Genomic DNA, 21,175 nt, shown 5'->3' on the forward strand with positions numbered 1-21,175 from the left:
TCAGGAGAGGAGTCGATGCGGGAGACAGGCGTCGGCAATGCGGGCGATACCCCACCACAGCGCGAAGAAGGCGGCCAGTTCGAGCAGTGCGGGCTGCCACAGCAGCAGGTGCAGGCGCAGCCGCACCAGCATCCCGCGCAGCATGAACGTGACGCCGAGCGCGACGACGGCCCAGGCGAGCGCGGATGGCATGTAGATGCCGAAAATGTGGATCTCTTCGATCATCGCGTCGTTCCTTCGACGAGTTGAACATGCGGAAACAGGTTGCAGCGCATGCCGACCAGCGCGAGCAGCGTGGCGTCGTCGCGGCCGGCGGGGTCGCGCGCGACGGCCGCGATCGCGCGATTCAGCGCGCGCATCAGCGTTGCGTCGGCTGCAATCGGATGGCGGGCGTCGGCGCGCGCGCGATACAGGTTCGACACCTGCGCGAGCGCGGCCTCGATTGCCGGGCGCGTATTCGCGTCGCCTCGATCGAGCCCCTCGCGCGCCTGGATGATGTTGCGGCCGATGCGCAGGTCGCTCAGCCCGTCGACCGCGTGCAACGCGTCGTCCGGATCGGCGAACGCCATGCGTGTTGCGACCTGACCGAGCCGGTCGATCGCGCGCGCCGTCCACGTGGCCGCATCGAGCGGCCGGCGCGGGTCGGCCATCTGCGCGAGATCGGCCCAGTTCTGGCGCACGATCCGGTATGCGGTCCAGCGCGTGCTGGCCGAGCGGAACAGTTTGCTCACGACCAGCGTCGTGGCGATGCCGCCGACCTGCGCGAGCCCCGTGTTGAGGAACAGCGCGAAGTCGGCCTGGAAACGATCGAGAAAGCCCATGGCGACGATGAAGCAGGAGAACATCGGAAACGCGCGCGCGGTGCGTGCGGGATCGGCCTGGATGTAGCCCATCCAGACGAGCGCCGGCGCGAGCGTCAGGATCAGCATCCCGGCGCCGTCGACCCGCGGCAGGATCACGAACAGGTACAGCGCGGCGAGCGGAAACGTGACGAGCGTCGACACGAGGTAGCGGCTGATCATCGGCGCCGGATCGTCCTGCGCCGCGAACGAGCAGGTGACGAGCGCGGCGAAGGCGGCGGTCGCGGACCCGTTCGGCCAGGCGAGGAGAATCCACACCGCGCAGTAGATGACGATCGCGGTGGCCGTCGCCGCGCCGGCGAGCAGCGCGAGCCCGTGATCGCGCGCGAGCGCGAAGCGGCGCGTGGCGTCCGCGGGCGTCAGGTGGCGCGCGAGCTCGGCGTCGCTTGCGGCGAAGCTGCGCACCAGCGTGCGCGCCGCGTGCAGCGTGTCGATGAAATCGGCGGTGCGGTCGAACAGGCTCGCGGCGAGCGGCGACGTCCACGTCGAATCGTGCAGCCGCTCGGCGGCAAGGGCGCGGCAGCGCGCGGCGAGGCCGGCGTCGAGCGCGTCGCCGACCTCCTGCGACGCGTGCAGGTCGGCGATCACCGCGTCGACGAGCGCGGCGGTGTCCGCATCGACCGCGTTCAGCGCGCGCAGCTGGTCGAGCCGGTTCGCCGCGGCCGACGCGATCGACAGCAGCGCGGCAAGGCGGTGCTGCAATGCGGTGACGGTGTCGCGCGTCGCGAGCGCGAAGCGCTGATCGAACGGCAGCGCCGTCGCGATGATGCCGAGCTCCGTCACATCGGCGGCGAGCTTGCGGCGATGCGCGTGTTCGAGGCGCGCGTGGCGGGTGCCGAACGCCTCGGCGGTCCAGCGGCATGCATCGCCGAGAAACGACAGCGCGCGTTCGTGAATCACCGGCCGGTTGTTCGCGGGCTTCACGACGCGGTGCGCGATCGTCACGCACAGGATCGCGACCGACATTTCCTCGACGCGCGACACGGCGGTGATGAAGATGTTGGTCGGATCGTCGAGATACGGAAAGCAGATCACGGCCGAGCTGAACGCCGCCATTTGGAACAGGAACGCGCGCGGCGTGCGATCGAGCACCGCGAGATAGATGCAGAAGCCGATCCACAGCGCGAGGCACAGCACCAGCAGCGCCGGCGAGTTCTGCAGATTGGGTGCGACCGCAACGGTGACGATCGCGCCGGTCGCGATGCCGGCCACGCGATAGATGGTCTTCGGTCGGAACGTGCCGGCCATCGGCTGTGCGGTCACGTATACCGTGAGCAGCGCCCACCACGGGCGCGGAAAGCTGACGGCGAACGAGATCAGCAGCACGAGCGCGGCCGCGACGAAGGTGGTGACCGAGAACAGCAGCTTTCTCGGATCGATGGAGAAGGGGGCGCGCGGCCGTAGCGGCGCGACGGTGGCTTGCGACACGTCGGTTTCCTCGGGCGAGACGGGGGAGTAGTGTTTGCTGCGGGCGCGTTACGGCGCCGGAGGCGGCGTGCCGCACGTCATGTCGTGCGGCACCGGTGGGCAGCATGCGTCGCGGCGGACGGAAACGGAGCGTGCGCGAACGCGGCGGCGCACGCAGGGATGGTTCGTTGGAGGCATTTCAAGCACGGCGAGCGCGCCTTTTCCTTGTTATTCAAGCGTGTGGCGATACGCGGTCGTTCAGCGCGGCGCCACGAAAACGCATTGCGAAGGATCAGGGTTTCATTCGATTGCGATGGACGAAATTGTGCGCTGCGGCGTGCGCGCCGTCCAAGTCGGATTTCCGACCGGGTCGATCGGTTTTACTTATCGCTCGATGCACGCGGCCGTCGGAATGCCGATCGGCACACGGCGGATACAGGCGAGGCGGTTGCACGCGCAACCGTATGAAGGAACGGCCGCTCGCGCAGCCGCGCGACGTCAGAACAATTGCCCCTGGCCGGAGATCACGCGTTCGAAATCGTCGCGCAGGAACGGCAGGATCGCATCGGCGACCGGCTGCAGCTGGCGGCTCACGTAGAACGCGTAGTCGATCGGCGAGCGCATCGTTTCGAGCGGCTCCGGGCCGGCGGTCGTCATCACGTAGCTGATCCACCCGCCGCGCTGGTACTGCAGCGGACGCCCGCGCGCCTGGTTGAATTCGTCGGCGATCCGCGCGGCGCGCACGTGCGGCGGCACGTTGCGCTGATATTCGCTCAACGGCCGGCGCAGCCGCTTTCGATAGATCAGCTGCGCATCGTATTCGCCGGCGAGCGTGCGCCTGACGTAGTCGCGGATGAAATCCTGGTACGGCTCGCGCTTGAACACGCGCCGGTACAGTTCGCGCTGGAACGTCTGCGCGAGCGGCGTCCAGTCGGTGCGCACCGTTTCGAGCCCCTTGAAGACGAGATCGCCGCCGCCGTCCGCCGCGCGCGCGAGGCCCGCGTAGCGCTTCTTGCTGCCTTCCTCCGCACCGCGCACGGTCGGCATCAGGAAGCGGTGGTAGTGCCGCTCGTATTGCAGCTCGAGCGCGCTGTCGAGCCCGTAGCGTTCGCGCAGATGCGTGCGCCACCAACTGTTCACTTGCGCGACGAGCGCGCGGCCGGTGGTGGCCGCCGCGTCGTCGTCGTGTGCGCGGCCGAGCCACACGAACGTCGAATCGGTGTCGCCGTAGATCACCTCGTAGCCCTGTGCCTCGATCAGCTCGCGCGTGCGATGCATGATCTCGTGGCCGCGCATCGTGATCGACGACGCGAGCCGCGGATCGAAGAAGCGGCAGCCGGTCGAGCCGAGCACGCCGTAGAACGAATTCATGATGATCTTCAGCGCCTGCGACAGCGGCGCGTTGCGCCGGCGTTTCGCTTCGTCGCGGCCTTCCGACACGCGTCGCGCGATGTCGGGCAGGCAATGCGCGGTGCGCGAGAAGCGCGCGCCGAGAAAGCCGGGCACCGATGCCGCATCGTCCGGATGCGCGAGCCCTTCGATCAGGCCGGCCGGATCGATCAGGAACGTGCGGATGATCGACGGATAGAGGCTCTTGTAGTCGAACACGAGCACCGAGTCGTACAGGCCGGGCCGCGAGTCCATCACGAAGCCGCCGGGGCTGTTCTGGCCGGTCACGTCGCCGAGGTTCGGCGCGACGTAGCCGAGCCGGTGCATGCGCGGCAGGTACAGATGCGTGAACGCCGCGACCGAGCCGCCCGTGCGGTCGGCCGCGAGGCCCGTGACGGTCGCGCGCTCGAGCGCGAACGACAGCAGGTCGGCCTTCGCGAAGATTCGCGTGACGAGCTCGCAGTCCTTCAGGTTGTAGTGCGCGAGCGCCGGCTTGTCGTGGTCGAAGCGGCGCTGGATCTCGTCCATCCGCTGATATGGGTTGTCGATCGACTTGCCTTCGCCGAGCAGCGCCTGCGACACGTATTCAAGGCTGAACGACGGAAACGTCCACGTCGCCGATTTCAGCATGTCGATGCCGTCGAGGATCAGGCGCCCGGCCGCGCCCGCGAAGAAGTGATCGGGCTGCTGGCCGTGCGCGCGCCATTCCAGCAGGCTGCCGCCGCGCCCGAGTTTCAGCGCGACGCCGTACTGCTGCGCGTGCGCGTGCAGGATGCGCAGGTCGAATTGCACGAGGTTCCAGCCGATCACCGCATCGGGATCGTGCTCGGCGAACCAGTCGTTGAGCCGCGCGAGAAGCTCGGCGCGGCTGTCGCAGTAGTCGAGGCGAAAGTCGATGGCCCGCGCGTCGCCGTTCGGCGGCCCGAGCATGTAGACCTGTCGCTGTCCGCAGCCTTCGAGCGCGATCGAATACAGCTCGCCGTTCACGCTCGTCTCGATGTCGAGCGACACGCAGCGCAGCGTCGGCCGGTAATCGGCCGCCGGTTTCAGTTCGCCGTCGGTCAGCGTGCCGTCGGCGGCGACGGCGCCGCGAAACAGCACGGGCGCGGTGATGAAGCGCTCCATCGTGTAGCGGTCGGGCGGCTGCACGTCGGCTTCGTACACGTCGACGCCGGCCGACGCGAGGCGCTTCTGCAGTGCGCTCAGATGGCGGTAGCGACGGCAGTAGAGGCCGGCCACCGGGCGCTGACGAAAGTCGCGCAGCGCGAGCGGACGCCATTCGGCATCGCGCTCGCCGGCCAGCGCGCGCTCGGCGAGCGCCTGCTGCTGCGCCGGCACGAACGCGACGGCTTCCTGCGGGCGCAACCGCACCCGGCGCGGACCGTGTTCGGTTGCCAGCCAGAACTCGATCTCGATGCCGGACGCGGTGTCCCACCAGTGGCGGGTGAGGATGAAACCCTGCTCGAACTCCGTCAAAACGCTCGCTCGTCGTGGATGCCCAGGCGGCGAATTTTAGCGCTTGCGCGTGCCGGCCGCCGCGCGTGCGTCGATGGCGTCAGGCGGCGCGGGCGGGCCGCGCGTTGCGCGTGCCGCATCGAGCAGCGTGCTCAACCTTGGCCGTGGCGCTGCGCAGCGGCGTCGACGCGCGCGAGCAACGCATCGAGCGCCTCGATCGGAATCGGCTTCGCGAAATGGTCGTCGAAGCCGGCGTCGGCGGTTTCCTTGCGATCGGACGAGCGCACGTGCCCCGACAGCGCGACACGGAATGCATCGGGCGCGATGCGCGTCGCGTTCAGTTCACGCAGCAGCTCGAAGCCGTTGACGTCGGGCATGCTCAGGTCGATCAGCATCAGCTGCGGTGCGAAGTCGCGCGCGAGCGATACCGCATCGCGTGCGTGGTAGGCGACACGCGCCGTGTGGCCCTTGATTTGCAGCAGGACGGCGAGGGTGTCGGCTGCCTCGCGATTGTCGTCGACGACCAGGATGCGCAGCGGGCGCGTCGTGAGCGGTGCCGGTGCGACGCGCGCCGGCTCGACGCGTTCGGCCGGCTGCGCGAGCGGCAGCCGCACGGTAAACGACGAACCCTTGCCGATGCCGGCGCTGTCGGCGGTGATGCTGCCGCCGTGCAGGCCGACGAATTTGCGGCAGATCGCGAGGCCGAGACCGAGCCCGCCGGCCGCAAGGCGGCCCGCGCTGCTGTCCTGTTCGAACAGCTCGAAGATCGACTCCTGCGCGCCGGGGACGATGCCGATCCCGCGATCGACGACGTCGATCGCGACCACGCTCGCCTCGGTGCGCACGTGGACTTCGATGTGCTCGCCGTTCGGCGAATACTTCGATGCGTTGTCGAGCAGGTTGTACAGCACCTGCACGAGCCGCACGTCGTCGCCGCGCACGATCACCGGCGCGGGTGGCAGGCGCACGACGATGCGCTGTCCGCGTGCATCGACCTTCGGCTGGATGCTCTGCACGCTGCGATAGACGATGTCGCGCACGTTCAGTGGCGCTTGCTGCAGATCCACCTTGTCGGTCTTGATGCGGCCGATGTCGAGCAGATCGTCGACGAGCCGCACGAGCTGGCCGATCTGCCGCTCGGCGATGTCCTTGCATTGCGTGAGCGCGGGGCCAAGCCCGGCCGCCGGCAGGCTGTGAAGGATGCCGATCGTGTGCTGCAGCGGTGCGAGCTGGTTGCGCAACTCGTGCGCGAGTGTCGCGATGAACACGTCGAGCCGCCGCGTGGCCGTTTCCAGTTCCTCGACGCGCTTGCGCTCGGTCATGTCGCGCGTGATCTTGATGAAGCCGCGTAGTGTGTTCGACTCGTCGCGCACGGCCGTGATCGTCACGCTGGCCCAGAAGCGCGAACCGTCCTTGCGGACGCGCCAGCTTTCGTCCTGGAAGTGCCCGGACGCGACCGCGGTTTCGAGCGCCTGAGCCGGGCGGCCGGCGGCGATCGCGTCGGGCGGATAGAAGCGCGAGAAATGGCGGCCGACGATCTCGTCCTCGCGGTAGCCCTTGATGCGCTCCGCGCCCGCGTTCCACGTCGCGACGTTGCCGTGCGTGTCGAGCATGAACACCGCATAGTCGGTGATCGACGAGACGACCGTCTGGAACCGGAACTCCGCGTAGCGGTGGAGCAGCGGCTGATCGTGCGCGACCGGCTCGCGGTTCGAAGGGATGGGCGGCGGATGGTCTGGCGTCATCGGGATACTCGTTCTGCGTGGCGGTTGCGCCGCGTGCTCGGTCGCGGTGCGGTGGGTTCGTCGCTGGCTGGGCCGCGATGGGGATTGGTGCTCGCTTCGGCGTTGGCGTTGATGCTCGCGTGGGCGTTTGCAGCAGCACCAGCACCAGCACCAGCACCAGCACCAGCACCAGCACCAGCACCAGCACCAGCACCGCGGCCCGTCGGCGCCGCCTCGCGACGGCGCCCGCACGCGGGCGCGCGACGCGGCGCGCTCAGGCCGGCATCGCCGCGAAATCGCGCTTCAAATTCTCCGGGTCTTGCGGCCGGTGATACAGAAAGCCCTGCGCATATTGCACGCCGACGGCGCGTAGTGCGCGATGCTGCTCCTCCGTCTCCACGCCCTCGGCGATGACGGTCACGTCGTAATGGCGCGCCAGCGCCGCGATGCCCTCGATCAGCCTGGCGTTGCCGGTCGTCAGCTGCGAGATGAACTGGCGATCGATCTTCACGTAGTCGAACGGAAAGCGCGACAGCAGGTCGAGATTGCTGTGATGCGTGCCGAAATCGTCGATCGCGAACTTCGCGCCCGTCGCGCGCAGCGCGGCGAACATCTCCGTCGTGCGTGCATTCTTCTCGAGCAGGACGCGCTCGGTGACTTCGAGCACCAGCGTGCATCCCGGCGGCAGCCGGCGAATCGCCTCGGCGACGAGGGCGACGAAGCGCGGCCGTTCGAGGTCCTGCGGCGCGATGTTGATCGCGATGCGCAGCGGCGTCGACGGCGCCAGGTCGGCCAGTTCCGACACGGCCGTGCGCAGCACGAATTCGGTGATCTTCGGCAGGATCGAGCTCGACTCGACCTCGGGGACGAATGCCGCCGGACCGATGGCCCCCCATTTGGGATGCTGCCAGCGCAGCAGCGCCTCGACGCCGACCGTTCGGCGCGTCTCGACGTCGACGATCGGCTGGTAGACGACGTGAAGCTCGCCGCGCTTGAGCGCGTGGCGGACCGCCTTCAGCAGCAGCCGGCGCGGCGCCATCGCCAGCAGGTACGCGGCCGCGACGAGACCGTTCACGAGCAGCGCGATCGTCAGGCAGACGAGCCGATAGCGCCGATACACCTGCGAGACGTACGGTTGCGACGCCGCGACCGACACCGTGAACGGCCACGCGCTCGACGTGATCGCGCTGCCCGCCGGCGCGGCCGCCGGGTGCGGCGGCATGAAGCGGCCGCGCTGATCGAGGCCGCCCCAGCCCGCGACCGACAGCGTGGCCGTCGCCGCGCCGAAGCGCGCGCCGTACGCGAGCATGTCGGCCACATAGTCGCCTTCGATCAGGTACAGCACGCCCGAGCCCGGCGTTGCCGCCCGCACGACCGCGAGCACCGGCACGCCGCGCTGAAACGGCGTCTGCTCCAGCAGCGCGAGCGTCGTGCCGGCCGACGCCGGCGTGCGCGTGTAAACGTCGAGCGGAACATCGACCGGGCCGAGCGCGGACGAGCAGGTGACGCGGCCGCCGTTGACCAGTCCGACCGCACGGAGGTAGCGCAGGCGCGTGGCCACTTCGGCGAGCGTTCTGGACACGCTGGCGCAGGGCCGGCCGATCAGCGCGTCGAGTTCGCCGGGATGCCGTGAGCGCACGCCGTCGAGGATATGGTCGATCGAGATCGCGATATCGGTCGCGACCGTGCGCTCGTGGCGCGTGACCGAGTCGCGCGCCATGCGGTCGGCCATGACGAGCGCGAGGACGAGCACGACGATGCAGGCGAGGAGGGCAATCGGCAACACGATGTGCTGCGCGGCGTCGGCGCGATGGAATACCGGCTTCGCGCCCGGCGTGGACGCGGACGTTCGTCGGGTCGCGCTCGTTGTTGTCCGTATGGGCATGCTCGTCGAACCGGTCGATGAATGGGCGCGAAGCATTCGCCGTGCCTGGCCGGAGCGCGGCGGTCCGCGCCGGTAGCGGGACGTCAGTCGATTCTACGCTCGCGACACACGCGAAGCGATAACGATGCGGGGACACGGGTTCGACGCGGCTCTCCATAACATACATCGATTATGCATATATATTGATGGCGCGTAAAAAAACCCGGCCGCATCGAATGCGGCCGGGCGGAACCCACCTTCTTTTGGCACGAGGACGGTGTGCGGCAAGTATACGATGGATCCCTCAATTGTTGATCGTAGTTTGTTAATTGAATGCTGTGTCGTAGATTAACGTGTGATCGTAAATATTCGTGGGACGGCGCATACGTTGCCATCAGCCGCCTATCTCGTATGAACGTCGGTTATCTGGGTGATACCGCGGCCAATCCGGGAACGCCGCGTTATGGCGCGCTGTAGGCCGAAGCGTCCGGCGCGCCGGGATTCAGAAATCGTCGCGCATCCGGTGCAACAGGGCGCGAGGCGATTGACGCGTGTCCACGGCGGTGAGCACGTCGGTGACGAACCACGGCAGGTTCAGCTGCGTGTCGGAATCGCCGACGCATACGCGGATCGGCGGCCGATTCGAAGGCTGACGCACGCTGGAGGACGGCACGCAGTTCTTCTGCTGCGGCGGAACCTGCGCGGTGGGGATGTTGGCGCTCGCGTCGGCGTATGCGGGCGAGCTGGCGGCAACGAGCACGAGCAGGATGGCGAGCGGGGCGGTGTGGTTCATGTCACTTTCTCCGACGATGCTCGTTCGACCTCGCGGTGTCGGCGGAGTTTCGGCGCGGCCGCTGGCTGTTCGCATGCGGTTCCGCGTTGGACCGTAGCCGCGCGTGCGGCGTTGCCATGAAAGCGTTCTTCAGGCCCATGACGGATGCGAATGGGAGCGCAGCGTTGCGGCGCGTATCGGGCCGCCGAGTGCGATTGCATCGACCACGTTGAAGAAATCGTCATGCAGCCGCTTTGTCATCCGGTACGTGACAGGCTCCGCGTCGCGGACGTTCAGCCTTTCCGATGACGGCGACCGTTCACCGCGTCGACCGCCGCAGCGATCTTCGTCTTGGTGTCACAACCTTCTGTGTATCGGTGAACCGGCGCCGTTGCGCGACGAGCGAGACGATGCACGCACCGTCCCGCCTCGGGAAGAAATCGATCAAGCCGGCGAATGTCGCAGCCGACTTTGACGGCAAAAATGCCAGCGCGTCGTCAGACGATGATCGGCATGGCGCGCCATCGCGCCCGACCAGCCGAGTGTATCCGTATGAACGCGCGCGGTTCAGTGCACGCTTGCCGATGCGAGCGCGTGCATCGTATCGGTGACGCGCATGCATCGCGACAGGCCGAAGATCTCGGCTTCGCGGCGCTCCGGCTCGCTGCTGGCGACGCCCACCGCGCATTCGGGCGGTACGCCGAGCGCTTGCAGCGCGACGTCGAACGGATGGCGGTTCGCTGCGGCATCCTGCTGATCGGCGTCGGTCACGACGACCGCGAAGCGGTCGAGGGTCGCGCGGCCGAACTGCCCCTCGAACATGTCGCTGAGGCGGGCGGCCGGCAGCGTCGTGACGAGGCCGAGCCGATAGCCTTGCTCGGATGCGCTGTCGAGCCACTGGATGATGGCGTCGCGCTGGTTGCGTGCTTCGTGCGAATCGGGTGTCGCTTCGATCTGCGCGAATGCAGCATCGAGACGGGTGACGATGGCTTCAATGACCACGGTGATTCCTCTCCTGACACGTGACGATCCGTTCGCGGACGGGAATGCTCGACACCTTAGCGTCGATCCGGAATATGCGACCAATTAATATTTATATCCGACCCATACGATTCGACTAATGAATGGCATCGCGGGCCATGACTGGTGCGGAAGTGCGCGATGCAGCACGACACGCAGGTTCGGCATCGGCGCGACGGCCTTCGCCCGATGCACCAAACATGCGCAGCCGATCGCTGCACCACGGCCGTGCGCCGCAGCGGGCCGCGTATCGCGTGGTGCGCGCGATACGCGGTGTTGCGGCACCGTGCAAGCCGCGCTCAGTGCAGCTTGATCGACGGCTGGTTGCGGCGTTGCAGCCAGTGCCCGAGCGACTGGAACAGCGCGCGCTTCAGTCCGTACACGCTGAACAGATGCTTGCGGTACAGGAACTTGTACAGCCCGATCGCGGCGAGCCCGTCGACGATCACCGAGCGCGGCCGCGCGCCGAAGTCGGCCTGATAGACGGCGCCGGTGTGGCCGAGCGACACCACGGTGCCCGCATCGCGGAACGCGAAGCGCGCCACCGGCTTGCCGGCGAGGCGCCGCGCGAACGCGTCGCCGAGGTACACGGCCTGCTGGTGCGCGACCTGCGCGCGCGGCGGCAGCACGCTCAGCGCATCGGCCGACGGGCACGCGGCGCAATCGCCGAACGCATACACGTGCGCATCGTCGGGCGTTTGCAGCGTGTCGGTCACGATCACCTGGTTCGACCGGTTGAGCGCGATACCGCCGAGCTCCCGCAGGATCGCGGGGCCGGCCACGCCGGCCGCCCAGATCGTGATGTCGCTCGCCAGCCGCTCGCCGGTCGCGGTCGTGACCGCGTCGGCATCGACTTGCGCGACGCGCGTATCCGTCAGCACGTCGACGCTCAGCGTGCGCAACTGCGCATGCATGCGCGCCGACAGCCGCTCGTCGAGCGCCGGCAGGATGCGCGCCCCGCCTTCGATCAGCCGGATGTGCACGTCGCGCGTGGACACCAGCGCCTTGAAGCGATACGTCGTCAGTTGCTGGACCGCGTGACGCAGCGCCGCGGCCAGTTCGACGCCCGTCGCGCCCGCGCCGATCACGCTGATGCAGACCGGTGCCGCGCGCCGCGCCGGATGCTGCTCGGCCGCGTGGTTGGCCCGCGTGCATGCGGCGAGGAACTTGCGCCGAAAATCTTCCGCCTGGTCGAGGTTTTCGAGCGGCAGCGCGTGGCGGGCCGCGCCCGGAACGTTGAAAAAGTTCGTCACGCTGCCGACGGCGAGCACGAGGTCGTCGTAGCCGAGTTCGCGCTGCGGCAGGATCTCGGTGCCGTCGGCGTCGTGCACGGCGGCGATCGTCACCGTGCGCGTCGCGCGGTCGAGCGCCTGCAGCGCGCCCTGCACGAACCGGAAGCCGTGGCGCTTCGCCTGCGCGACGTATTCGATCGTGTGCGTGGCCGGATCGCGATGGCCGGATGCGGCTTCGTGCAGCAGCGGCTTCCAGAAGTGCGTCGGGTAGCGGTCGACGAGCACGACTTCGGCCTGCCCGCGGCGCCCGACCGTGTCGCCGAGGCGCGTCGCGAGTTGCAGGCCGCCGGCCCCGCCGCCGACGATCACGATGCGCGGCGTGGGTGGTGCGCGGTCCGTTGCAACGGTGTGCGTGTTGTGGTTCATGTTGGGCTCCCGCTTGATGATGATTCGAATGACATTCCTCAGGAACCGACGATATAGTTTCGAACCTGCGCAAACAATTTAATGTTTATAAGCGACTCATATGTATTCACTTATAGGAAAGACCGCAACGTTCCGGCAGTTGAAGGCGCTCGACATGATTGCGCGGCTCGGCAGCGTGTCCCGCGCGGCCGAGGAGCTGAACCTGACGCAGCCCGCCGTATCGCTGCAGGTTCGGCTGCTCGAGGAGGCGGTGGGCGCCGCTTTGCTGCAGCGGGTGGGGCGCGGTGTGCAGCTGACCGCGGCCGGCGAAATCGTCGCGCGCTACGCGCGCGAGATCCTGCATCTGTGGAGCGAGGCCGGCGACGAGGTGGCCGCGCTGACGGGCGATCTCGGCGGCACGCTGCGCATCGGCGCGATCACGACCGCCGAGTATCTGATTCCGCCGTTGCTCGTCAAATTCACCGCGACGCGTCCGCACGTGAAGACCTATTTCAAGGTCGGCAACCGCGACGACATCATCCGCATGCTCGCCACGCATGAAATCGATCTCGCGGTGATGGGCAGCGCGCCGAAGGAGCTGCGCACGCACGCGGTCGAATTCGCGAAGCATCCGATGGTGTTCGTCGCCGCGCCGACGCATCCGCTGATGCAGCGCAAGCGCGTCACGCTGAAGGATCTCGAATCCGCCCACCTGCTCGTGCGTGAACGCGGCGCGGGCACGCGCTCGACCGTCGAGACGCTGTTCAAGACGGCCGGCTACCGGTTCCACGTGGGCTCGGAACTGTCGAGCAACGAGGCGATCAAGCAGATGGCCGAAGCCGGGCTCGGCATTGCGTTCCTGTCGCTGCACGCATGCGCGCTCGAGTTGCGCACGGGGCTGCTCGGGCAATTGCCGTTTCCCGGCAACCCGATCGAGCGTGAGTGGTACGTGGTTACGCTCGCCGATCGCCGCATCTCGCAGGTGACCGGGCTGTTCCGCGATTTCCTGATCAAGCAGGGCGCGCCGGTGATCGACGGCGCGACGGTCGCGCCGCACGATCGGCGGCGGAAGCAGGCGATGTGAGTGGGTGATGCAAGCGGCCCGATACGGGCCGTGCCGTGCGGCGCCGCCGTCAGACGATGCCGAAGTCGTCGTTGCTGTCGGGAATCGACGCGAGCAGTCGCTCGAGCCGGTGCCAGCCGATCACGCGCAGGCAGCGTTCGGCAAGGGTCGGGCTGTGGTCGCGCGACGCGCCAAGCGCACGCAGGCGCACTGCGCGGGACGATGAAGTGGCGGCAAACGCCGCATGCGGCGGGCATGAACGGGGCATCTCGGTCTCCGTAGGTGTCGGATTCGCCCATCGTAGGCGGCGCGGCTGCGATTGGCGCGCACGCAAGGATTGGCCCGAGCAGAAACGGATGATCTTTTCCGACGCGACGTCGAAGTGACCGCGCAGGCCCGGCAAGCGCGCCGAAAAGGCGTCACAATGCGCGATCTGTATCCGCTTCGGTGGAGGGAAATCATGAGCGATCCGATTCTCGCCGCGCCACCCGACGAAGGCGTCCCCATCACGCTGCGCTCCAGCCGGGGGCTCGGATGGTGCGGCTTCGGCGCATCGCTGCTGGAAATACGCGCGGGCACGTACCGGATTCCGGCCGCCGAGCATCACCGCATCGGCGTGCACGTCGGCTCGCCCGTGCGCGCGGATTGCGTATGCGACGGCGAGCGCGTGTCGCGCATCCAGGCGCATGGCGACGTCGACGTGATCCCCGCAGGGCTGCCGGGCCGGTGGACCGACAGCGCCGATTGCCGGGTCCTGTACATCGCGCTGAGCGACACGTTCGTGCGGAGCACGTTCGAGCAACTCGAACTGAAGCCCGCGCACGCCCAGATCCGCCGGCGGCTGCAGGTGCGCGATCCGCGGCTGCAGCACATCGCGTGGGCGCTGGCCGCCGAACTCGACGCGGCGGACGCATCAGACCCGCTCTATGCGGAGAGCCTGTGCACGGCGCTCGTCGCGCGGCTGGCCGACAGCCGTCCGGCGCTACGCGAGCGCACGCCCATGCTGACGCCGAAGGCGGCGTCGCGCGTGATCGATTACGTCGAGGCGAACCTCGAACGCCGCATGACGCTCGCCGAACTCGCGGCGCTCGTGTCGATCAGCGTGCCGCATTTCAAGGTGCTGTTTCGCGCGACGCTCGGGATGCCGGTGCATCAGTACGTCGTGCGGCGGCGCGTCGAGCGGGCCAAGACGCTGCTGCTCGAAGGACGGCTCAGCATCAGCCAGATCGCGCTCGAGGCCGGCTTTGCGCACCAGAGCCACATGGCGAACTGGATGAATCGCGTGCTCGGCGCGACGCCGACCGAAATTGCGCGCGCGGGGGGAAGGGCGGGCTGACGCGGGCTTAGGAGGTTGATGGCGGTAAGGGCAGCGTGAATGGCAACGCCAACCTGACAGCGCGCCTCCGATAACATCCACCGAGCCGCAGCTCACGCCGTCCACCCGCGCGCGCCCCGACCATCGCGTCATCCATTCCTGCTCGCTTCATCCATCCGTGCGCGCCATCCGAGTCGCGCACCGCGACAATCACCGCAACGTCATCCCCCAAGGAGCGAATCGTGTTCGTGATTTTCGGCGCAACAGGCAATGTCGGTTTGTCGGCCGTCACGGCCCTGCGCAGCGCAGGCCATCCGGTTCGCGCCGTCCTGCGCGACGCAAGCCGGTGCGAGCGCTTCGTGCAACTCGGCTGCGAGGTGGCGATCGCCGATCTGACCGACGCACGGGCCGTCGCCGCGGCGCTCGACGGCGCGCAGGCCGTGCAGATGCTGTGTCCGGTGCCCGCCGCCGAGCGCGACCCGGCCGCGTCGATGGAGCGGATCATCGACGTCGTGACCGGCGCGCTCGTCGCCGCTGCGCCGCCGGCGCTGCTCGCGTTGTCGGATTACGGCGCGGAGCGTGACGGCAACACGGGCATCACGCGGCTCTTTCATCGGCTCGAAGCGGCGTTCAAGACGATCCCGACGCAGCTCACGCTGCTGCGCTCGGCCGAACACCTGCAGAACTGGGCGCGCGTGCTGCCGGTCGCGCTGGCCACCGGCGTGCTGCCGAGCTTTCATCATCCGCTCGACAAGGTGTTTCCGACGGTCTGGGCGCAAGACGTGGGCATCGCGGCCGCGCGGCTGCTGACCGAGCCGGCCGCGGCGCGTACGGCGTTGCGCATCGTCAGCATCGAGGGGCCGCGGCGCGTGAACGTGCGCGACATCGCCCATGCGCTCGCCGAACGTGTCGGCCGCGCGATCGTCGCGCAGGAGCTGCCGCGCGACGCATGGACCGCTACGCTGTTGCGCGCCGGTCTCAGCGAACTTCATGCAAAGCTGATCGTCGATCTCTACGACGCGCACAACGCAGGACAGATCGACGTCGAGGCCGGCGTGTCGGAGCGCGTCTACGGCGCAACGTCACCGGAGCAGGCGATCGCGGCGCTGCTGCGCGAGCACACGCGCTGAGCCGACGTCTGCGCCGATGCGCGCGCGTCGCGTCACGCGTGGCGGCGCACCCGGCTTGACGCCGCATACGCGGCCGACCCGATCACGATGCCCCAGAACGCGGACCCGAGCCCCAGCCACGTCATCCCCGATGCGGTCGCGAGGAACGTGATCACCGACGCGTCGCGGTGCGCGTCGTCCTCGAAGATCCCGTGCACGTTCGCGCCGATCGCACCGATCAGCGCGAGCCCCGCGAGGATCGCGACGAACGCCTTCGGCAGCGCGAAGAACAGCGTGACGATCGTCCCCGCGAAGATCCCGCCGATCAGATAGATCACCCCGTTCGCGATGCCCGCGACATAGCGGCGGTCCGGATCCTCGTGCGCATCCTTGCCGGTGCACAGCGCCGCGGTGATCGCCGCGACGACGATCGTGATCCCGCCGAAGCAGGCGACGACGAGCGACATCACGCCGGTCGCGGCGATGATCGGCCGGGCGCTGGTGTGGTAGCCCGAGACGCGCAGGATCGTCATCCCCGGCAGGAACTGGCCGGTGAGACTGACGACGACCAGCGGCAACGCGAGGCTGAGCGTGGTGCCGAGCGTCCATTCCGGCGCGATGAACACGGGCCGCGTGATGCTCGGCGATACGTTGCCGATGTGCGCGATCCCCAGCAGCGTCGCGAGCGCGGCGCCCGTCAGCAGCACCAGCACGATGCTGTAGCGCGGCAGCAGGCGCCTGAAAATCACGTACGCGCCGATCATCCCGAAGCCGAGCACCGGCTGCGCGGTCGCGGCCGAGAACGCATGCATGCCGAACGGCAGCAGGATGCCGGCCATCATCCCGCACGCGATGCCGCGCGGAATATGGCGGACCAGACGGTCGAAACCGCCGCTCACGCCGATCGCCAGCATGATCGCCGCGGCCGTCAGGTAGGCGCCGACGGCCTGGTTCAGCGACAGTTGCGGAAACAGGCCGACGAGCAGCGCGGTGCCGGGCGCCGACCACGCGGTGATCACCGGCACCTTCAGCTTCCAGCTAGCGAACAGGCCCGACACGCCCGCGCCGATCGAAATCGCCCAGACCCACGACGCGACCATCTCGTTCGATACGTGCGCGGCCTGCGATGCCTGGAACAGGATCGCGAGCGGACCCGCATAGGAAATCAGCACCGCCAGAAAGCCCGCGGTGATCGCGGACACCGACCAGTCGTTGCCGATCGAGCGGACCGCGCCGGGTGAGGAGTTGGGTTGCATCGTCGTTCGGAGAGGGCGGCGCGCGGCCGCGGGCGGAGGCGGAGCGAATGATCGTGGGCGGCTCCGGACGAGCCGTCATTCTGGCCATTGCCGACGCAATTGGCAATTCGGCGGTAGAGCGCCGCATTGCGCTGGCGTCGGCGTTTCGTAAGGAATGCGCAGGGGGCGTGGACGGCGCGCCGTTGCGCGCAACGGCCGCCGCAACGGGCGGCTTCGCGACGCGACCGACGCGCTACGCGCTCGCGCGCATGACGTGCGTCAGGTACTGATCCGGAGATACCCGTCGACCACGGCGACCGTCGCGCCGCAGCCTGTGGACAGCGATGCGGTGCCGCGCTCGAACGGATGCACGGGCGCGTCGGTCGGCGTCCACGCATGGCGCGCGAGCAGTTCGCGATAGCCGCCGCGGATCACGAAGCCGCCGCATTTTTGCGCATACGCGTCGCGGCGCATCCGGTACGCACGCGGCAGGTCGTACCACGGCAGCTTCGGCAGGTCGTGATGCACGAGATGGTAGTTGTTGTTCAGATACAGCAGGCGCATCGCGAAGCCGGCCTCGTTGATCGCGATGCGCGCCTTCGGCTGCCGCGCGGCGCGATGCTCGAACAGCGACCGGATCATCGCGACCGACAGCGCGGGCCACGCGACGGCCAGTACGTAGTACCACCACGGCATGCCGATCGCCCGTTGCAGCCACGCGAGCAGTGCGGCCACGCACGCGGCGTGCGCGGCCCACATCGGCAGGTAGTGGAAGTCGCCGCGCCGGAACCTGCGCAGTGCGTCGGCGAACGTCGCCGCGACGCTCGTCGGCGGCCCGAACACGAGGCGCCCGACGAAGGTGTTGCGCGCCACCGTCAGCGCGCGTCGCCAGCGCGGCAGCCGCGCCCACTGCTCGCGCGACACGTAGTTCGATTCCGGGTCGACGCCGGGCACGGTGAGATCCTCGTCGCGGTGATGGTCGAGGTGCGTGTCGCGATACAGCGTGTATGGATACCAGATCGTCAGCGGCGGATAGCCCAGCAGCCGGTTCACGAACGCGCAGCGGGTCGGATGCCCGTGCAGCAGTTCGTGCTGCAGCGACATGTGCCACGCGCCGAGCAGGATCAGCGGCGGCGTCGCGGCCCCAAGCGACAAATGGCCGGCGCGCACGAGCAGCAGCACGGCGAGCCAGCCGCCGTAGATCGCGACGATCAGCAGCCAGGTCGGCCACTCGGTGCGGGCGGTGAAGCGGGCGTCGAGCGCGGCGATCGCGCGCGCGTGGTCGACGTCGAAGTATTCGGCCATGGTGTGAAACGGGATGAAGTGCGCCGTCGGCGCGAAAGGCGGCAAGCGGACGAATGCGTCGATGCAGCGCACGCTCGATGTGCCCGCAGGTGTTTCGCCGGTGGCGGCCGTCACCAGGGCGGAATCCGACGGCGCCGCGCCATTTGAACGCTAACGGCGCGGCGTCGGCGCGCCAACCAAGCGTTTCGCATTTGCTTATCGCCGCGCGGCGCATAAGCATCGTTCGCGCGCTCGTGTTTCGGTGCCTGCGGAAGTTCGATCGAGCGTGCTTCCCGCGGTGCAGCGCCGCTGCGTAGAATGCGCGCATGAACCAATGGATCGCCGCACTGCCGATGTACAACGTGACGCCGCGCCACGGCGCGCTGTGGCGCGCGTTGCTGCGTGACGCGCTCGATGCGTTCGCGCGTGCCGGCGGGCCGGTCGACGTCGCGCTGCCCGGCGAGCCGTTCGACGATCTGAATGCGCTGTGGCGCCGCAACGACCTGCTGCTGTCGCAGACCTGCGGCTATCCGTACCGGATGCTCGGGCTGAACGAAACCGTGCATCTGATCGCGACGCCCGCGTTCGATGCGCCCGGCTGCCACGGCGCACGCTACAGCAGCGTGCTGGTCGTGTCGGCGCGCGCGCAGGCGCGCGGCGCGACGACGCTGGCCGCGTGTCGCGGCCTACGCGCGGCCATCAACGGCGACGATTCGCACAGCGGGATGAATGCGTTGCGCGATGCAGTCGCGCCGCACGCGCATGACGGACGTTTCTTCGCTTCGGTCGCGTCGTTCGGCTCGCACCTGAACGTGCTGCGCGCGCTCGCCGCCGGCCACGCCGATTGCGCGGCGATCGACTGCGTGACGTTCGCGTACGTGGGCGATGCGCTGCCGGCGTTGCTGGACGAGATCCGGATCGTCGGCATGACGGCGCCGGCGCCGGGGTTGCCGCTGATTGCGTCGAAGGCGCTCGACGGCGGGCTGGTGAAGCCGCTACGGGATGCGCTCGCGCATGCGGTCACGGTCGATCGCGACCGCGCGCGCGTGCTGAGGCTGAAGGGGTTCGAGAGTGTGGCGCCGCACGCATACGACGCGATTGCGCAGTTCGCGCAGCGGGCGGCGGCGCGCGGCTATCCGGTGCTGGCATGACGCGGCGGTGCGGCGCTCGAAGCGCCGCACCGCTTGCGGTCATTCGTCGTCCATCAGGCGCACCTTGACGCGCTTGCCCTTGATCTTCCCGGCATTGAGCTTGCGCAGCGCGTCGCGCGCGACGCCGCGCTCGATCGCGACGTAGGTCGAGAACTCCGTCACGTTGATCTTGCCGATCTGCTTGCCGTCGAAGCCGGCATCGCCGGTCAGCGCGCCGAGCACGTCGCCCGGGCGGATCTTGTCCTTGCGTCCGCCGAGGATCTGCAGCGTTTCCATCGGCGGCAGCAGCGTGCCTTCGTCGGCGGGCTTCAGTTCCGCGAGCGAATGCCATTCGACGTCGCGCTTCTGCGCCTGCTCGATCGCGCCGACCCGGCCCATCTCGTCCATGCTCGCCAGGCTCAGCGCCCAGCCTTCCTGGTCGGCCCGGCCGGTGCGGCCGATCCGGTGCACGTGCACTTCGGGGTCGGGCGTCACGTCGACGTTGATCACCGCCTCGAGCTGCGCGATGTCGAGCCCGCGCGCGGCGACGTCGGTCGCGACGAGCACCGAGCAGCTGCGGTTCGCGAACTGGATCAGCACCTGATCGCGTTCGCGCTGTTCGAGCTCGCCGTGCAGCGCGAGCGCATGGAAGCCCTGCGCGTGCAGCACGTCGAGCAGGTCGCGGCATTGCTGCTTGGTGTTGCAGAACGCGATCGTGCTGACCGGCCGGTAGTGGTTCAGCAACTGGCCGACCGCATGCAGACGCTCGGTGTCCGTCACTTCGTAGAAGCGCTGGCGGATCTTGCTGTCGTCGTGGCGCTCCGCGAGCTTCACTTCCTTCGGGTTGCGCAGGAATTGCTGGCTCAGCTTCGCGATGCCGTCCGGATAGGTCGCGGAAAACAGCAGCGTCTGACGCGTCGCCGGGCACATCCGTGCGACTTTCACGATGTCGTCGAAGAAGCCCATGTCGAGCATCCGATCGGCTTCGTCGAGCACGAGCGTGTTCAGCGCGTCGAGCTTCAGGTTGCCGCGCTCGAGGTGGTCCATGATGCGGCCCGGCGTGCCGACGACGACGTGCGCGCCGTGCTCGAGGCTCTGCGCCTGCGGACGCATCGGCGTGCCGCCGCACAGCGTCAGCACCTTGACGTTCTCCTCGGCGCGCGCGAGGCGGCGCACTTCCTGCGCGACCTGGTCGGCGAGCTCGCGCGTCGGGCACAGGATCATCGCCTGCACGTCGAAGCGACGCGCGTCGAGGCGCGACAGCAGCGCGAGCGAGAATGCGGCGGTCTTGCCGCTGCCCGTCTTCGCCTGCGCGATCAGGTCGTGCCCGGCCAGCGCGATCGGCAGGCTCGCGGCCTGGATCGGCGTCATGTCGACGTAGCCGAGCTGAGTGAGGTTCGCGAGCGTCGCGGGCGTCAGCGGCAGCGCGCTGAACGGCGTGGCGGCGGGCTGCGTCATTCGACATCTCCGAGGTAGGGGCGGCCGGCCATCTGCTCGTAGACGACCGTGCCGTCTTCGGCTTCGAAGCGCTCGAGATAGTTGCGTGCGCCGCATAGCGGGCAGCGGAACAGCAGCCCCTGGCCTTCGTCCTTGATCACGACGTCGGACGTCTCCCACTGCGTGCCGCAGCTCTGGTTTCGGCAGGTAAACACGGTTTTTCTCCAGCTGAATTCGGTTGGTGGCGCGCCCGGCGGGCGCGGCAACGGCGTGCGGCGCTCGCGCGGCTCGGGCGCGGGCCGCACCGGCGGTCGCGGGGACCGCGGCGATGCGGATGGGTGGAGCGGGCGGCGACGGCGTCGCGCGTGCCCGCAATTCTAGCGGATGCGGCGCACCGGCAGTCGGGCATTCGGGCGGGCGCGCGGCGAGCGGGCCGATACGGCGGCAGCGCGCAACGGCGCGAATGCCGCGGCC

General features: G+C 68.6%; 19 protein-coding genes and 1 pseudogene. 6 read left to right on the forward strand and 14 right to left on the reverse strand.

All coding sequences use genetic code 11. From position 1 onward, the window contains the following. The 9 genes and pseudogenes from C3Y15_RS08905 to C3Y15_RS08945 form a co-directional block, all read right to left on the reverse strand. A complete protein-coding gene (locus tag C3Y15_RS08905; protein ID WP_011881228.1) occupies positions 1 to 225 on the reverse strand; it encodes a DUF1656 domain-containing protein in 225 nt (74 codons plus the stop codon). Next, positions 222 to 2,288 (reverse strand): FUSC family protein, encoded by a 2,067-nt coding sequence (locus C3Y15_RS08910; RefSeq protein ID WP_124259664.1) that lies wholly within the window; start codon positions 2,286 to 2,288, stop codon positions 222 to 224. Before C3Y15_RS08910 ends, C3Y15_RS08905 begins: the two co-directional genes overlap by 4 nt. A gap of 477 nt (positions 2,289 to 2,765) precedes the next feature. Then, positions 2,766 to 5,132, reverse strand: coding sequence for a DNA polymerase II (locus C3Y15_RS08915; protein ID WP_124259665.1), 2,367 nt, complete (start codon positions 5,130 to 5,132; stop codon positions 2,766 to 2,768). 131 nt (positions 5,133 to 5,263) lie between these two features. After that, the gene (locus C3Y15_RS08920) at positions 5,264 to 6,856 is read right to left on the reverse strand and encodes an ATP-binding protein (protein ID WP_069239869.1); all 1,593 of its coding nucleotides are present in this window, start codon (positions 6,854 to 6,856) and stop codon (positions 5,264 to 5,266) included. Positions 6,857 to 7,109: 253 nt separating this feature from the next. Further along, a complete protein-coding gene (locus C3Y15_RS08930) occupies positions 7,110 to 8,756 on the reverse strand; it encodes an EAL domain-containing protein (protein ID WP_080484399.1) in 1,647 nt (548 codons plus the stop codon). Between the two features lie 445 nt (positions 8,757 to 9,201). After that, positions 9,202 to 9,492 carry a hypothetical protein gene (locus C3Y15_RS08935; protein ID WP_011881233.1) on the reverse strand — a complete coding sequence of 97 codons (291 nt, stop codon included), beginning with the start codon at positions 9,490 to 9,492 and terminating at the stop codon, positions 9,202 to 9,204. Between the two features lie 97 nt (positions 9,493 to 9,589). Further along, positions 9,590 to 9,762 (reverse strand): annotated as a pseudogene (locus tag C3Y15_RS32215) (histidine-type phosphatase); the annotation flags it as partial. A 276-nt stretch (positions 9,763 to 10,038) separates the two neighbouring features. Further along, a complete protein-coding gene (locus C3Y15_RS08940; RefSeq protein WP_011881235.1) occupies positions 10,039 to 10,473 on the reverse strand; it encodes a hypothetical protein in 435 nt (144 codons plus the stop codon). Positions 10,474 to 10,790: 317 nt separating this feature from the next. Then, positions 10,791 to 12,149, reverse strand: a complete 1,359-nt coding sequence (locus C3Y15_RS08945) for an NAD(P)/FAD-dependent oxidoreductase (protein WP_034193711.1) — start codon at positions 12,147 to 12,149, stop codon at positions 10,791 to 10,793. A gap of 100 nt (positions 12,150 to 12,249) precedes the next feature. On the opposite strand from C3Y15_RS08945, the gene C3Y15_RS08950 reads away from it, so the two are divergent. Further along, the gene (locus C3Y15_RS08950) at positions 12,250 to 13,212 is read left to right on the forward strand and encodes a LysR family transcriptional regulator (protein WP_011881237.1); all 963 of its coding nucleotides are present in this window, start codon (positions 12,250 to 12,252) and stop codon (positions 13,210 to 13,212) included. A 49-nt stretch (positions 13,213 to 13,261) separates the two neighbouring features. Here the strand turns inward: C3Y15_RS08950 and C3Y15_RS08955 are convergent, their stop codons facing one another. Further along, positions 13,262 to 13,459 (reverse strand): hypothetical protein, encoded by a 198-nt coding sequence (locus C3Y15_RS08955; protein WP_059622495.1) that lies wholly within the window; start codon positions 13,457 to 13,459, stop codon positions 13,262 to 13,264. A gap of 192 nt (positions 13,460 to 13,651) precedes the next feature. On the opposite strand from C3Y15_RS08955, the gene C3Y15_RS08960 reads away from it, so the two are divergent. Then, positions 13,652 to 14,527: an AraC family transcriptional regulator gene (locus tag C3Y15_RS08960; RefSeq protein ID WP_045578317.1), complete on the forward strand. Its 876-nt coding sequence runs from the start codon at positions 13,652 to 13,654 to the stop codon at positions 14,525 to 14,527. Positions 14,528 to 14,748: 221 nt separating this feature from the next. Next, positions 14,749 to 15,636, forward strand: a complete 888-nt coding sequence (locus C3Y15_RS08965; RefSeq protein ID WP_069246572.1) for an NAD(P)H-binding protein — start codon at positions 14,749 to 14,751, stop codon at positions 15,634 to 15,636. 32 nt (positions 15,637 to 15,668) lie between these two features. Here C3Y15_RS08965 and C3Y15_RS08970 read toward each other — a convergent pair whose 3' ends face one another. Continuing rightward, the gene (locus C3Y15_RS08970) at positions 15,669 to 16,871 is read right to left on the reverse strand and encodes a benzoate/H(+) symporter BenE family transporter (protein ID WP_034193707.1); all 1,203 of its coding nucleotides are present in this window, start codon (positions 16,869 to 16,871) and stop codon (positions 15,669 to 15,671) included. A 47-nt stretch (positions 16,872 to 16,918) separates the two neighbouring features. Here C3Y15_RS08970 and C3Y15_RS08975 point away from each other — a divergent pair, with 47 nt between their 5' ends. Further along, positions 16,919 to 17,140 carry a hypothetical protein gene (locus tag C3Y15_RS08975; RefSeq protein ID WP_124259667.1) on the forward strand — a complete coding sequence of 74 codons (222 nt, stop codon included), beginning with the start codon at positions 16,919 to 16,921 and terminating at the stop codon, positions 17,138 to 17,140. Here the strand turns inward: C3Y15_RS08975 and C3Y15_RS08980 are convergent. Next, entirely contained in the window at positions 17,130 to 18,155 is a 1,026-nt protein-coding gene (locus C3Y15_RS08980; protein WP_011881242.1) for a fatty acid desaturase, read from the reverse strand. The two genes, C3Y15_RS08975 and C3Y15_RS08980, sit on opposite strands and share 11 nt — an antisense overlap. Positions 18,156 to 18,168: 13 nt before the next feature. On the opposite strand from C3Y15_RS08980, the gene C3Y15_RS31680 reads away from it, so the two are divergent. Then, complete coding sequence (locus C3Y15_RS31680) at positions 18,169 to 18,309, forward strand: hypothetical protein (RefSeq protein ID WP_155121953.1); 141 nt, start codon at positions 18,169 to 18,171, stop codon at positions 18,307 to 18,309. Between the two features lie 151 nt (positions 18,310 to 18,460). Continuing rightward, positions 18,461 to 19,285, forward strand: a complete 825-nt coding sequence (locus tag C3Y15_RS08985) for a PhnD/SsuA/transferrin family substrate-binding protein (RefSeq protein WP_069246571.1) — start codon at positions 18,461 to 18,463, stop codon at positions 19,283 to 19,285. A gap of 39 nt (positions 19,286 to 19,324) precedes the next feature. On the opposite strand, the gene dbpA is transcribed toward C3Y15_RS08985, so the two are convergent. Continuing rightward, complete coding sequence (gene dbpA / locus C3Y15_RS08990) at positions 19,325 to 20,722, reverse strand: ATP-dependent RNA helicase DbpA (protein ID WP_014724345.1); 1,398 nt, start codon at positions 20,720 to 20,722, stop codon at positions 19,325 to 19,327. Next, positions 20,719 to 20,916 carry a hypothetical protein gene (locus C3Y15_RS08995; protein WP_011881245.1) on the reverse strand — a complete coding sequence of 66 codons (198 nt, stop codon included), beginning with the start codon at positions 20,914 to 20,916 and terminating at the stop codon, positions 20,719 to 20,721. Before C3Y15_RS08995 ends, dbpA begins: the two co-directional genes overlap by 4 nt. Positions 20,917 to 21,175 lie beyond the last annotated feature (259 nt).

The sequence above is a fragment of the Burkholderia sp. B10 genome (assembly GCF_004368385.1).
Lineage (GTDB): Bacteria > Pseudomonadota > Gammaproteobacteria > Burkholderiales > Burkholderiaceae > Burkholderia > Burkholderia vietnamiensis.